The organism is Streptomyces sp. PA03-5A (assembly GCF_033792725.1).
In the GTDB taxonomy this organism is placed as follows: domain Bacteria; phylum Actinomycetota; class Actinomycetes; order Streptomycetales; family Streptomycetaceae; genus Actinacidiphila.
Genome location: NZ_JARAVL010000023.1, coordinates 1 through 14,815, shown reverse-complemented (window position 1 = coordinate 14,815; position 14,815 = coordinate 1). Strand labels below are relative to the sequence as shown.

General features: G+C 68.7%; 12 protein-coding genes and 2 pseudogenes. 11 read left to right on the top strand and 3 right to left on the bottom strand.

Going from position 1 to position 14,815, the window contains the following annotated elements; translation table 11 throughout:
• Positions 1-3: 3 nt before the first annotated feature.
• The 7 genes from PV410_RS26990 to PV410_RS26960 all read left to right on the top strand — a co-directional run bounded on the left by PV410_RS26990 (position 4) and on the right by PV410_RS26960 (position 7,065).
• Positions 4-873 carry a branched-chain amino acid ABC transporter permease gene (locus PV410_RS26990; RefSeq protein WP_500328219.1) on the top strand — a complete coding sequence of 290 codons (870 nt, stop codon included), beginning with the start codon at positions 4-6 and terminating at the stop codon, positions 871-873.
• Positions 870-2,705, top strand: coding sequence for a branched-chain amino acid ABC transporter ATP-binding protein/permease (locus PV410_RS26985; protein WP_500328218.1), 1,836 nt, complete (start codon positions 870-872; stop codon positions 2,703-2,705). The genes PV410_RS26990 and PV410_RS26985 overlap by 4 nt, the downstream gene beginning before the upstream one ends.
• Positions 2,702-3,436, top strand: coding sequence for an ABC transporter ATP-binding protein (locus PV410_RS26980; protein WP_500328217.1), 735 nt, complete (start codon positions 2,702-2,704; stop codon positions 3,434-3,436). The genes PV410_RS26985 and PV410_RS26980 overlap by 4 nt, the downstream gene beginning before the upstream one ends.
• A gap of 142 nt (positions 3,437-3,578) precedes the next feature.
• Positions 3,579-4,478: a shikimate dehydrogenase gene (locus PV410_RS26975; RefSeq protein ID WP_500328216.1), complete on the top strand. Its 900-nt coding sequence runs from the start codon at positions 3,579-3,581 to the stop codon at positions 4,476-4,478.
• 14 nt (positions 4,479-4,492) lie between these two features.
• Positions 4,493-5,185 carry a TetR family transcriptional regulator gene (locus tag PV410_RS26970; protein WP_500328215.1) on the top strand — a complete coding sequence of 231 codons (693 nt, stop codon included), beginning with the start codon at positions 4,493-4,495 and terminating at the stop codon, positions 5,183-5,185.
• A 261-nt stretch (positions 5,186-5,446) separates the two neighbouring features.
• The gene (locus PV410_RS26965; RefSeq protein ID WP_500328214.1) at positions 5,447-6,379 is read left to right on the top strand and encodes a shikimate dehydrogenase; all 933 of its coding nucleotides are present in this window, start codon (positions 5,447-5,449) and stop codon (positions 6,377-6,379) included.
• Between the two features lie 74 nt (positions 6,380-6,453).
• Positions 6,454-7,065: a hypothetical protein gene (locus tag PV410_RS26960; RefSeq protein WP_500328213.1), complete on the top strand. Its 612-nt coding sequence runs from the start codon at positions 6,454-6,456 to the stop codon at positions 7,063-7,065.
• A gap of 166 nt (positions 7,066-7,231) precedes the next feature.
• On the opposite strand, the gene PV410_RS26955 is transcribed toward PV410_RS26960, so the two are convergent.
• Both PV410_RS26955 and PV410_RS26950 read right to left on the bottom strand, forming a co-directional pair.
• Positions 7,232-9,037, bottom strand: a complete 1,806-nt coding sequence (locus tag PV410_RS26955; RefSeq protein WP_500328212.1) for a bifunctional sugar phosphate isomerase/epimerase/4-hydroxyphenylpyruvate dioxygenase family protein — start codon at positions 9,035-9,037, stop codon at positions 7,232-7,234.
• 37 nt (positions 9,038-9,074) lie between these two features.
• Positions 9,075-9,953, bottom strand: a complete 879-nt coding sequence (locus PV410_RS26950) for a shikimate dehydrogenase (RefSeq protein WP_500328210.1) — start codon at positions 9,951-9,953, stop codon at positions 9,075-9,077.
• Between the two features lie 129 nt (positions 9,954-10,082).
• Between PV410_RS26950 and PV410_RS26945 the strand changes: the two genes are divergently transcribed.
• Positions 10,083-10,748 carry a TetR family transcriptional regulator gene (locus PV410_RS26945; RefSeq protein WP_500328209.1) on the top strand — a complete coding sequence of 222 codons (666 nt, stop codon included), beginning with the start codon at positions 10,083-10,085 and terminating at the stop codon, positions 10,746-10,748.
• A gap of 137 nt (positions 10,749-10,885) precedes the next feature.
• Positions 10,886-12,229 (top strand): MFS transporter, encoded by a 1,344-nt coding sequence (locus PV410_RS26940; protein WP_500328208.1) that lies wholly within the window; start codon positions 10,886-10,888, stop codon positions 12,227-12,229.
• A 545-nt stretch (positions 12,230-12,774) separates the two neighbouring features.
• On the opposite strand, the pseudogene PV410_RS26935 reads toward PV410_RS26940, so the two are convergent.
• Positions 12,775-13,379, bottom strand: a pseudogene (locus PV410_RS26935) (HAD family hydrolase).
• Positions 13,380-13,404: 25 nt separating this feature from the next.
• Here PV410_RS26935 and PV410_RS26930 point away from each other — a divergent pair.
• Complete coding sequence (locus PV410_RS26930) at positions 13,405-13,803, top strand: DUF6083 domain-containing protein (RefSeq protein ID WP_500328206.1); 399 nt, start codon at positions 13,405-13,407, stop codon at positions 13,801-13,803.
• A gap of 344 nt (positions 13,804-14,147) precedes the next feature.
• A pseudogene (locus tag PV410_RS26925) lies at positions 14,148-14,621 on the top strand (3'-5' exonuclease); the annotation flags it as partial.
• Between the last annotated feature and the right edge of the window lie 194 nt (positions 14,622-14,815).

Below are 14,815 nucleotides of genomic sequence, written 5' to 3'. Positions count from 1 at the left end.
GCAGTGCAAGTCACTTTGCAGACCCTCATGGGAGGCATCAGCCTCGGGGCCATCTACGCCCTGATAGCCATGGGATTCTCCGTCGTCTACCGCACCATGGGGCTCGTCAACTTCGCCCATGCCGACGTGGCGATGATCGGGGCCTACGCGGCCTCCACTTTCTACCTCACCGCGCACGTCCCCTTCGCCCTTGCGCTGATCCTGTCCATCGCCGTCACCGGCGGCATCGGCCTGGTCATCGAGCGGGTCCTGCGCCCGCTGGAGAACAAGGACTTCGACCTGATGCTGATCGGCACGATCGGCTTCGGAACCGTCCTGCAGGCCGCCGCCACACTGATCTGGGGGACGACGGGCCGTGCGGTGCCCTCGCCCCTCAGGTCAGCGCCCCTGGAACTGCTCGGCGTCAAGGTACGCACCTACGACCTGCTCGTCATCGCCGTCACCGCAGCATCCGTCGCCCTGCTCGTGCTGTTCCTGCAGCGCACCAAGCAGGGAGTGGCCATGCAAGCAGTCGCCATGGACCACGAGGCGGCCACAGCCGTAGGCATTCACGTCGGCCGCAGCAACGCCCTGGCATTCGCCATCGGCGCCGGCCTGGCAGCCCTGGCAGGCGGCCTCGTCGGCCCCATGCTCTACGTCGACCCCAGCCTCGGTGGAGCCCTGGGCATCAAGGGATTCGCCGGGGCCATGCTCGGCGGCTTCGGCAGCATCCCCGGAGCCGTCGCCGGCGGCCTCGCCATCGGCGTCCTGGACTCCTACACCGCAGGACACTTCCAGGGCTACTCCGTCCTGGTCACCTTCCTCGTCCTCACCCTCGTCATCATGGTCCGGCCCATGGGGATCTTCGGAGAGCGGACGGTGAGCCGCGCATGAAGACCCTCAAGACACGGCTGCCCCTGTACGCCGCGCTCGCAGTCGCCGCCTACGCCCTGCCCTACGGCCTCAACAGCTACATCATCCACGTCGTCGACATCGCTATGGTCTTCGCGCTCCTGGCCGTCGGCATGGGGCTGGCCATGGGCATCTCCGGCCAGATCAACCTCGCCCAGATCGCCTTCTTCGGTGTCGGCGCCTACGCCACCGCCATCCTCACCACCCACAGCGGCTTCGGGTTCTGGCCCGCCGCGGTGCTCGGCCTGCTCGCCACCATGGCCGTCGGCCTCCTGGTGGGTATCCCGGCGCTGCGGATGCAGTCCCACTACCTCGGCATCGTCACCCTGGGTCTGGCGCTGGGTTTCACCAACTGGATCACCAACGCCAAGATCACCGGCGGGGCGGACGGCATCCTCGGCATCCCCGTCCCACCCCTGTTCGGGATCGACCTCTCCAGCGAATACCTCTACTACTACCTGGAGATCGTCGTCTTCGCCCTGGCCCTGGTCTTCGGCGCCTTCGTCGTCCGCACCGGCCTGGGCCGCCGGTTGCGCGCCATGCGCGACGACGCCCTGGCCGCCGGCTCCATGGGCGCCGAAATCCCCCTGCTCCGCATGACGGCCTTCATGCTGGCCAGCGTCTACGGCGGACTGGCCGGCATCCTCTACGCGGGGCTCATCCGCTACGTGGCGCCCGAGACGTTCAGCATCTCCAACATGTTCCTGCTCCTCGCCATGGTCATCATCGGCGGCCGGTACAGCCTGATCGGATGCGCCGTCGGTGCGGTCGGACTCATCCTGGTCCGCGAGGCCCTGGTGGACTTCGCGACCTACGCCCAGCTCGGCTATGGCGTGGTCGTCGTCGCCATGGTGGTCTTCGCCCCCACTGGCCTCGCCGGCATCCCGCAGCGACTGCAGGGCGTGATCCGCCGCCGCAGGGGAGGGGATCAGCGGCGCAGCGTCCTGCGGCCCTTCACCCCCTATCCCGCGGGGGAGCCCACTGCGCCCAGCGAAGAAGCGTCCGAACAGGCACCGATCCTGGAAGTACGGCACATCACCAAGCGCTTCGGGGCCCTGACCGCTCTCAACGACGTCAGCCTCACCGTCGGCGCCGGTGAGATCCGCGGCGTCGTCGGCCCCAACGGCTCGGGCAAGACCACCCTGTTCAACACCATCAGCGGTGTCTACCGCCCCGGCTCAGGCTCCGTCCTGTGCAGCGGCCAGAGCATCACCAACGCCCGCCCCTACCGGCTGTCCCTGCTCGGCATGGCCCGGACCTTCCAGAACCTTCGCCTCTTCCGCCAGATGAGCGTGCGCGAGAACATCCTCGTCGCGCTCGACCGCACCCGTACCTACGCGATCTGGCAGTACCTGCTGTGGCCGATCGGCGTCATCCGCCAAGAGCGCCGCTTCCGCCACGAGGCCGACCGGCTTCTCGACCAATTCGGCCTGACCGAGTTCGCAGATGCGGCACCCCAGGCCCTGCCCTACGGCATCCAGCGCCGTATCGAGATCGCCCGGGCCATGGCGTCCCGGCCACGCCTGCTCCTCCTGGACGAACCAGCCGCAGGCCTCAACGGAGAAGAGGTCGGCCATCTGGCCGGCATGGTCCGCTCCATCCGCGACCACGGCACCACCGTCATCCTCATCGAGCACAACATGGGGCTGGTGATGTCCCTGTGCGAACGCATCACCGTCCTGGCCGCAGGCGCAGTCATCGCGGAAGGCACCCCCGCCGAGGTCGTCGCCGTCCCCGAAGTGATCGAGGCCTATCTGGGCGACTCCATGCGCGATGACCTCCCCACGCCGGCCCCCACAGAGGTGACCCAGTGACCACGCCCTCCTCGCTCTCGACCGACACCCTGGTCGTCGAGGACCTCACCGTGCACTACGGCGGCGTATGCGCGGTCCGCTCCGTCGACCTGACCGTCGGCCCCGGGGAATCCGTCGGAGTCATCGGCGCCAACGGCGCAGGCAAGACCTCCACCCTCAAAGCACTGATGGGACTGGTCCCCCGCAAAGTCGGCCGGCTCACCCTCGGCGAGCAGGACCTGTCAAAGGTCAAAGCCCGGGACATGGTCCGTCACGGCATCGGCTACGTTCCCGAAGGCCGGCACGTCTTCCCAGGCCTGCCCGTGGAGAAGAACCTCCTGCTCGGCGCCTACAGCCACGCCTGGAACGCCGACACCCACAGCACCCTGGCCGAGGTGTACGACCTCTTCCCCGTACTGAAGGAGATGCGCGGCAGGCTCGCCGGAGCACTGTCCGGCGGACAGCAGCAGATGCTCGCCATCGGCCGCGCCCTCATGGCGCGCCCCAGGCTGCTCCTCCTGGACGAACCGTCGATGGGCCTGTCACCCAAACTCATCGAAGACATCCTCGACGTACTCATCCGGCTCCGCGGGGAGGGCCTGAGCCTTCTGCTCGTCGAACAGAACGCGAAACTCACCTTCGGAGTCACCAGCCACTGCCTGGTCATGGAGAGCGGCACGGTCGCCATGACCGGCACCTCGGACGACCTCCGTCACGACAGCCAGGTCCGGCAGATCTACCTCGGCCTGTGACTCCCAGCCTCCCTCCCGGCCGCGCGGTCTCAGCCCACGCGACCGGGAGGGAACTCCACTCGGGTCCCTACGCCACCGTCGCCACCGCCAGATGTGGCCCCAGCCGATTCCGCCCTGCACCTCGGCGTCCGGGAAGGCCGTCATGACCGACCACACCATCCGCACCGGCCTCATCGGCGCCGGCATCGGCCCCTCCTTCAGCCGCCGCCTGCACGAGACCGAAGCCCGGGCGGCGGGCCTGCACCTCACCTACCAGCTGTTCGACATTGATACCCTCGGGCTACCGCCGGAAGCAGTCAGCACCCTCATCGCCCGCGCCCACACGGACGGCTATCAGGGGCTGAACATCACGCACCCCTGCAAACAGCTCGCCGTAACCGCACTGGACGCTCTGTCCGACGAAGCCCGCGCCATCGGAGCCGTGAACACCGTCGTCTTCGAGGGCGACAAGAGCACCGGCCACAACACCGACAGTGCGGGCTTCGCAAAGGCCTACGCCACCGCCCTTCCCGACGCCAACCCCGAACGTGTCGTCCTCATCGGCGCCGGCGGCGCCGGAGCCGCCGTTGCGCACGCACTGCTGAGCGTCGGCACCACCAGCCTGGCCGTCATCGACACCCACCTGCCCCGCGCCCAGCACCTTGTCGCCAGGCTCACCACACACCACGGACCACACCGCATCATCACCGCACACCCGCCCCACGACGTTGCAGACGTCCTCACACAGGCAGACGGCCTGGTCCACGCCACCCCCACCGGAATGGCCGCCCACCCAGGTGTGCCCCTGCCCGAAGAACTCCTCACCGCCGACCTGTGGGTCGCCGACATCGTCTACCGGCCCTTGCAGACCCCTCTGCTCACAGCAGCTCAAGAGCGTGGCTGCCGCACCATGCACGGAGGGCACATGGTCGTCCACCAAGCTGTCGACGCCTTCCGCCTGTTCACCGGCATGGACGCAGACACCGACCGGATGCTGCGCCACCTCGACCAGCTCATCCTCGAGGAGAGCAGCAAGACCCAGGGCCGGCTTCCGGCACAGTGATGACGAGAGCTTCCATGCACGAACCGAAGAACGGTTCCCCTTCGGCCACGCAACCGTCGCCGCCCGACAGGCGCCAGCGCGACGCCCAGCGCACCAGAGCGGAGATCCTCTCCGTAGCCCGCGAGGAATTCGCCCGCAACGGATACGCCGGCGCCCGCATGGACGAGATCGCCGCCCGGACATGCACCACCAAGCGGATGATCTACTACTACTTCGGCAGCAAGGAACGCCTCTTCACCACAGTCCTGGAACAGGCGTACGCGCAGATCCGCCAAGCAGAGCAAGCCCAGGACCTTGAGCACCTGGAGCCGGCCGCGGCCATCCGCCGTCTCGCCGAGCTGACCTTCGATCATCATGAGGCTCATCCGGACTTCATCCGGCTCGTGAGCATCGAGAACGTCCACGAGGCGGCACACATCACCATTTCGGCATCGGCATCAGCAGCCAATGCCCGGGCAGTGGAGGTGACGGCCCGGATACTGGAGACCGGTCGAGCGGCGGGCGTGTTCACAGCCGACGTGGGCGCCCTGGACGTCCACATGATGATCAGTTCGTTCTGCTTCTTCCGTGTGGGGAACCGGCACACCTTCGGCACGATCTTCGGCCGGGACATGACCGATCCGGCGCTGCGCACGAAGTACCGCGCCATGATCGGCGACATGGTGGTCGCCTATCTGGCCAAGGGCTCACTCCCGCATCCCGCCTGAGCCGGTTGGTGAGTGCGGCGCCAGCTGATCGGGCCGGGACTGAAAGCGGTTGTTTCCCGAACACACCTTGACGCCGGACGCTGGAGCGCCGACGATCGCTGTCAACGTTATTAACTATCTAGTGCGTTAACTTGCTCCTGTCCCACCGGCCGAGCTTGCAGCCCGTCCGCATCCCTACGGATCCGCCACCGGGACGCCGGATCCCCCGGCCACCCTGCGCTGCCGACTGTCCCGATCGCCCAGCATCAGGATGGTGACCCCGTGCCCCTTCCCACCTGTCTTCTCATCGCAGTGGTCGGCTCCGGCACGCGCCCGTCACTCACCTCTGCCCTGTGCGCCCGCGAGGCCGCCCGGCACGGTCAGCACATGTTGTGCGCCGGCGTCACCCTTGACCCTTATGACCCAAACGGCGAGAATGTCGGAGACCTCCTCAAGGCCGCACACCCTCTCGGCTTCGCGGGCCTCGACATCGACGGCCCTTTCCAGGAGTTGGTGATAGAGCACCTCGACGAACTCGCTCCCGAAGCCCGCCGTCTTGGCGCCGCCAACATCGTCGTCTACCGGGGCGGCCGCACCATCGGCCACAACACCGAAGTCACCGGCTTCGCGAAGTCCTTCTCCCGTGGCCTGCCCGAAGCATCAACCCGCCGCATCGTCCAGTTTGGCGCCGGACGGACCGGCGCAGCCGCTGCCCACGCCCTGCTGACGCTCGGCACGGACCAGCTCACCGTCGTCGACAGCGACCCCGCGCGTGCCATCGCGCTCACCCGCAAGCTCAACCAGGACTTCGGCAATGAGCGCGCCGCGGCAGCTCGCCCCGATGACCTCGCCGGCGCCCTTGCCCGTGCCGACGGCGTGGTCAACGCCGAGCCTGCGAATGCCGATCCCGCTGTCACCTGGCACAAGGGGCCGCTTCGCCCGAGCCTGTGGGTGGCCGAACCGGCGCACCACACACAGGCGACAGCGCTACTGCGCGCGGCCTGCGAGGCGGGCTGCCGCGTCCTGCACGGCGGCCATACGGCCGCCTTCCAGGCATCCGACAGCCTTCGTCTCCTCTCGGGTCTGGAACCCCGTGCCGGCCGCATGCTTGCCGACGTCGACGTCCTCCTCCGCGAGCGTTGCCGAAAGGTAGAGGTCACGGACACATCTGAGAGGGAGAGCATCAGCCCATCGGCCACCAGGCCAACTTTCTGACCCCGGCCTCCCCTGACGCGTTGCCGAGCAGCTGCGAAGGCATAACGGCATGGCATCCGACGCAGATATGAAGCATGGCGGACTCGCTGCTTCTCTCACTCACAGGAATCCTCGGAACCTTGATCGGCAGTGGTCTTACCGGGTTCCTCGCCCTCCGCTCGGAACGTGGGAAACAGCAGGCTCTGGAACGACATGAAGAACGGCAGTCCCACAGGCAAGCGGGCCAACGGGAACTTGACCTCCGCCTGGAACACCACCGGTGGAGCAGAGATCACAGAATGGTGATCTACCAGGAGTTCGCCGGCAAGGTTCTGATGGCGCGCGGAGCGGCCCTGGACTACCACAGGGCTTGCGTTCAAGTGCCTCTTGAGTCGGAGTACGTAGCCGGCCTGCGGATGGCGGGACGGAAGGCGTACAGAGACGCCGTGATGGCTTCCTACGGCGTGGGGCTGCAAGGGCCTGATGAGGTGTTTGACAGATCCCACGACTGTATTGCCAGCCTACGTGATCTATTGAACTGTGCGGAAAGGCATGAAACGATCGCCTCTTCAGAAGGGTTGGGATCAGGGGCTGCCGCGTCGATGAATGAGCAAATCGACGTCCACTTCAATGACGCTCAAGAAAAGCTTCGGCTATTCATGCACGCCGGGCGGGATACTCTCGGTCGGCCAATGCCTCCAACTTGACCCGCCATCTTCCAGGCATGCCCTCGCCCGAGCGCCGTCCGATGGTTATGTGCGGAGCGAACTCGCTCGGCTGCATCAGGTCAGGGGCAGACGAAGAGCCCAACACCAGTCCGCACACAAGGATTCGGATACTTCCTCACGGGTAGGCAGCGCGCAGTCGTCAGCGTCAGCTCGGGGGGAGAAGGCGGCCCGCGTGTTGAGCGGCGAGACGGATGGGGGCGTTGGGGGCGCCGTAGCCGCGGTAGGCGCCGCGTTGGACGATCTCGAAGAAGACGCGTCCCACCGTTTCGGTGTAGCAGTGCAGGAAGGTGCCGTGGGCGTCGCGGTCATAGAGGATGCCCAGTTCGCGGTAGGTCGCCAGTTCGTCGGGGGAGAGGCCGAAGCGGGCCGCGAGGTCGTCGTAGTAGTTCGCCGGGACGGCCAGGAGGCGGCCGCCCGCGGTGCGGATGTGGTGGGCCGTGGTGAGCAGGTCGTCCGTGCCGAGGGCGATGTGCTGGGCATGGGCGGTGCGGTCGTCGGCGGGGGTGGGCCCGACGCTGAGCACGATGCGGACGGTGCCGTCCGTGGTGGTGACGGCGCGGCTGCGAAGCAGGCCGTAGGGGTCGGCGACGTCGATGCTTTCTTGCGGGTGGAGGCTGAGGACGCTGCGGTGGAAGAGCGCGGCCTCGTCGAAGCGGTGCCACGGCTGTGTCAGCGCGAGGTGGTCGATGCGCCGGATGCCTGTGCCCTTGTCCTCGACTGCGTCGAGCGGCGGGAAGTCCGCGAGCCAGCCGTGGGTGCCAGCGGGGTCGGTGGCCGCGAAGAACAACTCGGTGCCGTCGGGCGCGGCCACCGCGTCGAGCGGTGCGTCCTCGGGGGCGCGGCGGCGCGGCAGGACGGGAGCGAGCATGGCCTCGGCGCGCGCGGCGGCGCGGGCGGGGTCGGGACTCTCCAGGCCGATGGCGGCGAGCGTGGGGCCCTGGCCCTCCCGGCCCGCCGCGGAGGCGGTGTTGAGCAGGATACGGGCCTCGCCCTGCTGCCACAGTTCGACGGGTTTGCCGCGGTGACGTGCGGTACGGGTGAAGCCGAGCGTGCCCAGCAGTGCGGCGACCGGTTCCGTGTCGGGGGTGACGAGTTCGGCGAAGGCCACGCCTGTGGGGGCTGGGGGTGCGGGCGGGGAGGCGGTGCCGACGGTCTCCTGCAGCAGTCGCAGTGAGCGCTGGGCGTCGACGGCGGTGCGGCCCGCGTCGGCCTGGCGGAAGACGTCGTTGAAGACCTCCAGGGAGAGCGGGCCCTGGTACCCCGCGCGCAGGACGTGCCCGACCAGGCCGGGGATGTCGAAGCCACCCTGGCCGGGAAAGCACCGGTGGTGGCGACTCCACTGGAGAGCGTCCATCGCCATGAGCGGGGCGTCCGCGAGCTGGAGGAAGAAGATCTTCCCGCCGGGGATGTCCTCGATGCCCTGGGGGTCGGAGCCTTTGGCCAGGATGTGGAAGCTGTCCAGGCAAACGCCGAGCGCGGGGTGATCGGCGGCCTGGACGATGCGCCAGGCGTGGTCGTAGGTGTTGACGTGACGTCCCCACGCCAGGGCTTCGTAGGCGACCTTGATGCCGTGCTCATGCGCCGACTCCGCGAGCCTGCGCAACTGGGCGGCGGCGAGCGCGTCGTCGTCCGCGGCGAGCGGGGAGACGCTGGAGCAGACCAGGATCGTGTCGGTGCCGAGCTGCCGCATGAGCTGGAACTTGTGCTCGGCGCGGCGCAGGTTCCGGGTGAAGGTGTCCTCGGGCACCGCCTCGATGTCGCGCATGGGCTGGTAGAGGTCGATGGACAAGCCCAGGTCGGCGGCGCGGGACCGGATTTCTGCGGGGGAGAGAGGGGCGGCGAGCAGGTCGTTCTCGAAGATCTCCACACCGTTGAATCCGGCGCGGGCGGCCGCGCTGAGCTTCTCGGTGAGGGGGCCGCTGAGCGAGACGGTGGCGATGGACGTGCGCATGGGGCTTCTCCTGGGTGCCTGTGGTGTCCCGGGTCTCTCAGTTCCTGGTGTCTGCCGTGCCGGCCGTCAGGTCCGTGATGTCAGCGAGCATCCGGGCGCTGTCGGGTTCGCGGCCGGTGAAGAGCCGGAAGGCGTCCGCGGCCTGGAAGACCGCCATGCCGCCTCCGTCGAGCGTGAGGCAGCCCAGCGCGCGGGCGGTGCGCAGCAGTTCGGTCTCCAACGGCCGGTAGACCACCTCGGCGACCCACAGTGCCGGGCGCAGCAGCCGTGCCGGGAGCGGCAGTCCGGGGTGGGCGGCCATGCCGGTGGGGGTGGCGTGCACCAGGCCGTCGGCGCCGGGCATGAGCGCGGGCAGCGCGCCGGGTGCGGCGGCGACCGAACGGCCGTGGCCGAAGTGCCGGTTGAGTGAGGCGGCGAGGTCCGCCGCGCGGTCGGCGAGCGCGTCCACGACGGTGAGGCGTTCGGTGCCGAGGGTGAGCAGGGCATGGGCGACGGCGGCGCCGGCTCCCCCCGCGCCGAGCTGTACGACGCGTTCCATGGCGGCGTCGGGCAGGCCGCGCGCGAAGGAGGACGCAAAGCCGGTCACGTCGGTGTTGTGGCCGGTGGCGCGGCCGTCCTCGAACACCACGGTATTCACCGCGCCGAGCGCCTCGGCCTGCGGGGACACCGCGTCGAGATGGTCGACGACCAGCTGCTTGCAGGGGTGGGTGATGTTCAGCCCGTTATATCCGGTGTCCCGCGCGGCGCTTACCAGGCGGCCGACCGCGGAGGGCGGGACGCCGAGCACGTCGAGGTCGAGCAGCCGGTAGACCAGGCGCAGGCCCTGGCGGTCCGCCTCGCGCTCGTGGAGCGCGGGGCTAAGCGAGGGGCCGATGCCGGAGCCGATCAGGCCGACGAGATACGAGTCTTGGGGCACCGGGGCTCCTACTTTCCCGCTAATGTACGGACTGGTTCGTTAGTAATATCAGGAGGGGGCGGCAGTGGGAAGACCGGCCGTCTGGTGGCCCCCTACAATCGCGAACACAAGACCGAGGGAAGGAAGCGGATGGCCACTGCCGAACAGCCGGCGCGGACGGGCGGACGCGCGCGCGACGCCGCCCGCACCCAGGCCGAGATCCTCGACGTGGCCACCGAGGAGTTCGCCCGCGCCGGTTACGCCGGCGCCCGGGTCGACGAGATCGCCGCCCGCACCCGCACCACCAAGCGGATGATCTACTACTACTTCGGCGGCAAGGAGCAGTTGTTCACCGCCGTGCTGGAGCGCGCGTACTCCGTGATCCGGCAGGCCGAACAGGACCTCGACGTCGACCACCTCGCCCCGGTGGCCGCCATCCGCAGGCTCGCCGAACTCACCTTCGACCACCACGAGGCGCACCCGGACTTCATCCGGCTGGTCAGCATCGAAAACATCCACGAGGCCGAGCACATGGCCGCCTCGGAACAGCTCAGCGCCCTCAGTTCGCCCGCCATCGACGTGCTCCGCCGGATCCTGGCGGCCGGCCGTAGGTCCGGTGTGTTCACGGCCGACATCGACGCCGTCGACCTGCACGCGATGATCAGCTCCTTCTGCTTCTTCCGGGTCGCCAACCGGCACACCTTCGGCGCACTGTTCGACCGCGACTTGGTCGCCGCCGACCGCCGGGAGCACTACCGGACGATGCTCGGCGACATGGTGGTCGCCTATCTGACGGCGGAACAGCCGGCCGGCTGATCGTCCCTGCGCGACCCCTTGACACCCGGGAGAGGCTGCCCCAACATCCGTAGCCACCCGCTATTAACTATCCAGTGGGTTAATTAGCCGGGGTCTTCGTCCGCGCCCCGGCCGGTCCCTCCCGAAGGAGCCCCGCCGTGACCGTCCCCGCAGCCCATCAGGGCCAGCCGCGCAAGGCCGCACTCGCGGCCTGGATCGGCAGCGCGCTGGAGTACTACGACTTCTTCATCTACGGCAGCGCCGCCGCGCTGATCTTCCCGAAGGTCTTCTTCGACGAGTCCGACCCGGCCACTGCGACCCTGCTGTCACTCGCCACGTTCGGAGTCGCCTACGCCGCCCGCCCCTTCGGCGCGCTCTTCCTCGGTCACTTCGGGGACCGCCTAGGACGCAAGCGGATCATGCTCTTCACGCTGCTGCTGATGGGCCTGTCGACCTTCCTCATCGGCTGCCTGCCCACGCGTGCGCAGATCGGCGGCGCGGCCCCGGTGCTCCTCGTCCTGCTCCGCGTCCTGCAGGGGATCTCCGCCGCCGGGGAGCAGGCCAGCGCCAACTCGATGACGCTGGAACACGCACCGCCGCACCGCCGCGGCTACTTCACCAGCTTCACCCTCAACGGCACCCAGGCCGGACAGCTCCTCGCCACCCTCGTCTTCATCCCCGTCGCCTCCCTGCCCGAGGACCAACTCCTGACCTGGGGCTGGCGGATACCGTTCTGGCTGAGCGTCGCGGTCGCCGTCGTCGGCTGGTTCATCCGCCGCGACGTCGAGGAGACCCCCGCCTTCGTGCAGCAGGCCGCGGCGGCAGAGGGCGTCGCCAAGCTGCCGCTGCTCGTCCTGCTCCGCGACCACTGGGCGAACGTCCTGCGGGTGATCGCCGGTGCCCTCGTCGCCTCCGTGAGCACCATCTTCACCGTGTGGGCGCTGGCCTACGCGACCGGTGACGCCGTGGGCCTGGACCGCTCCGACATGCTGTGGGTCGGCGCCCTGGCCAATCTCGTAGCCCTCGGCGCCATCCCGCTGTGGGCCCACCTCTCGGACCGCGTCGGCCGGCGTCCCGTCTACCTGGCCGGCGCGGCCGGCAGCGCCGTGATGATGGCCGCCTACCTGTGGGCCATCTCCACCGGCTCGTACCCGCTAGTCGTGCTCTTCGGCGTGCTCGCCTTCGGTGTCGTCTACAGTGCCGCCAACGGCGTGTGGCCGTCCTTCTACGGCGAGATGTTCCCCACCCGCGTGCGCCTGTCGGGCATGGCGATCGGAACCCAGATCGGCTTCGCCATCGCGGGGTTCGCGGTCACCTTCGCCGCCAAGATCGCCGGCCCCGACGGCGACGACTGGGGCGCTGTCGCCCTGTTCACCGCCGCCCTCTGCGTACCCCCGGTGCTCGCCGCCCTCACCGCCCGCGAGACCCACAAGGTGCCGACCGAACGACTCGGGTTGCACGACGCCCACCCTGTGTCCAGCCGGATGACGGTCGAGGTCTGACCCGCCTGCCCTCCACCCGGAGGGCAGGCAAATCTCCGCCCGTGCTCCGCCACTGGGAACGGCAGCCACCGCACCTCCAAGACAGAGAACCCAACCCACTTCATGCCAATCGCCGACAGGTTCATGACGCGCCCGGTGACGAGGCTGGCCTCGTGGATGCCGGATACGTCGTCGGCTATCCGGCATGCCGGCACCTGCTCTGGGCTCGGGGTGTTCGCTGCGCCTCAAGGTGCTGGACGGCCTCGGCGATCGACTTCGATAACGGCACGGACGAGCGAGCCGGCAGGCCCGGTGAACGACATCGATCGTGACCACCATGGGCAACCTCGTCGTCCGGGACTGCGCCCACAGCCAGTGTGGCAGGGCTCGATCGGTCGTCGCCTGCGACTACGCGGCGTGCGCTCAGAGGGCCACTGGCCCAGGTGCCACAGAACGGCTCGGCTGCGCCAGTGTCGCGCGTCGCGTTCGACGTGCTGCAGATGGTGCAGGACGGACAGTGGGCTGCGGGTCAGCATATCGACCAGCTCTGTAAGGGAGTTGATACGTCAATCCGCCGCCGCGACAACTTCTGGACTGTCGGCCCACAGATATCCCCACGGGCCGCGTCGAAGGTGTGCTGCCCGCAACCCGGCTGCACGGACTGGGAAGACATCGTTGGCGGGGTGATCGCCGACGTACACGATCTCTTCAGGGGTGCTGTCGGCCGCCTCGACGAGGCGCTCGAAGAAGGCGGCCTCGGGCTTAGCCACACCCCAGTCGCCGCTCGTCGCGATGACGCCTGAGGGCAAGTCGAGCGCACGCAACAACTCGCCGGCTCCGCGGGTCTGATTGCCCGCGATAATGACTCGGAACCCGGCCTCCAGAAGCCTGGACAGGGCTGGGCGGACATCCTCGTATAGGTCATGTTCGTCGAGCTGTTCCCCGTAACCGGCGCGCTCCCGCGCCGCGTACTCGACGGAAACCTCCAGACCGGGCCGCACCAGTCGCAGAGCGTCGGCATTGTCGCGTCCTTGAGCTACGACGGATCCGACAAGGGCGGACATGGTGTGCCGGGTACTCCCAGCCAGTCCGCCCAGGAAGCCCAGCTGCGGTCGTCTCGGATCAGGGTCTCACCGACGTCGAACGCTACTGCGCGAATGATGCACGGCATCCTACGGGGCCACCTCCGGAGCGTGATGAGCAGCCAGCCGTGCACGCGTGTCGCGCATGCTTCCCATGACGGGAGCGCGTGGTGCCGGGTGCGGCATCACGCCCTGTGCCCGGCCGGTGCGGCGGCCAACCGCAGCCCGCTGCTGGAGGAGATGTGCCGGGCCCTCGCGCTGAACTCCCGCCGCCTGCAAGATGCGGGCCTCTTCACACCCCGGTCCGAGCAGCCAGCCCAGGCCGCGCCGGATGCGCCTGTCCGGCCGGTCGTGCGCATCATCGGCGCGCGCTATCTGGCTCCCGGTCCTGTCGAGGACCTGCAGTGTATGGCCCGGACCCGCGCCCGCCGTCGCTGCTGCCTGCCGGTCCTGGACACCGGGGCTGTGCCAGGTATGTGGCGGCTGGAGCTCGTGGACGCACGCCGGCAATGACGCCGCCGCGGACCACACGCGCACCGACTGGGAGCCCTTCGACCCGGCGCGCCACCGCCATTACGTCCGCGACCGGCTCCCCGATCCCTAGGAACCGCCGCTCTGCCTGAAGGCGCGGCCACCGGCGTCCCGCTGCGGTCGACGCTGCCGCTCCAGCAGCCTCATTCGTAGCTGTCGAGTCCGTTCTCCGCCCATCTGTGAGGCGCACATGTCCAAGACCTTGGTCGGTACTCCCGAGCCTGATCAGCCCCCGCCTGGGCCTGCCCTGTGTGATGAGCATGCCGAACGCGTGGTTCTGGTAGCAGTGCTCCGCTGTCCTACGCTCAGTACGTACCTGATGGCGGCTGCAGGACGGGCGCCGGACCTCCCATCCGGAGCTGGTGCTGTTCACTTCTTGGGGCCAGCTGCAGGACTACGCCGAGCACGACCCCGCCGGCAGTGACCCGCAGCCCCTGGTCGACCTCGTCGACCACCACGGCACAGGCGCCGTCCTGGCCGCGGTCAACCGTCTCGTCCGCGAGGAGGACGCCCAGGTGACGATCTCCACCGCGCACAAATCCAAGGGCCGCGAATGCCCCCAGGTCGAGATTGCCGACGACTTCTACCCGCCCAAGGACAGCGACGAGAAGGACGAGCACGGAAACCCTGTGCCTGGGCCGATCGACGACGCCGACGCCCGCCTTGCCTACGTTGCCGTCACCCGCGCACGCACTCGCCTGGACCTCGGCAGCCTGGAATGGATCCACGACCACCCCGACGGAAACCCACCGGCGTCACATCCCTGGCCAACCGACGACCTGGTCGCTGTTGCAGGCTGAGCAGTTACGGGCTGCCGGTCCCGGCTCGCTTGAGGGCTTTGTCGTTGAGCTGCTCAGCGAAGGTCGTGGGGGTGCCAGCCGACGCCAGGTGACTCGCAGCACACCGTCCGGCAGGACGGCCGCCACGTCGTCATCGCCTATGCCGACACGCGCTGGCCCTTCGACGTCGCCGAGTGGGCCGCCCTGGAAGGGCA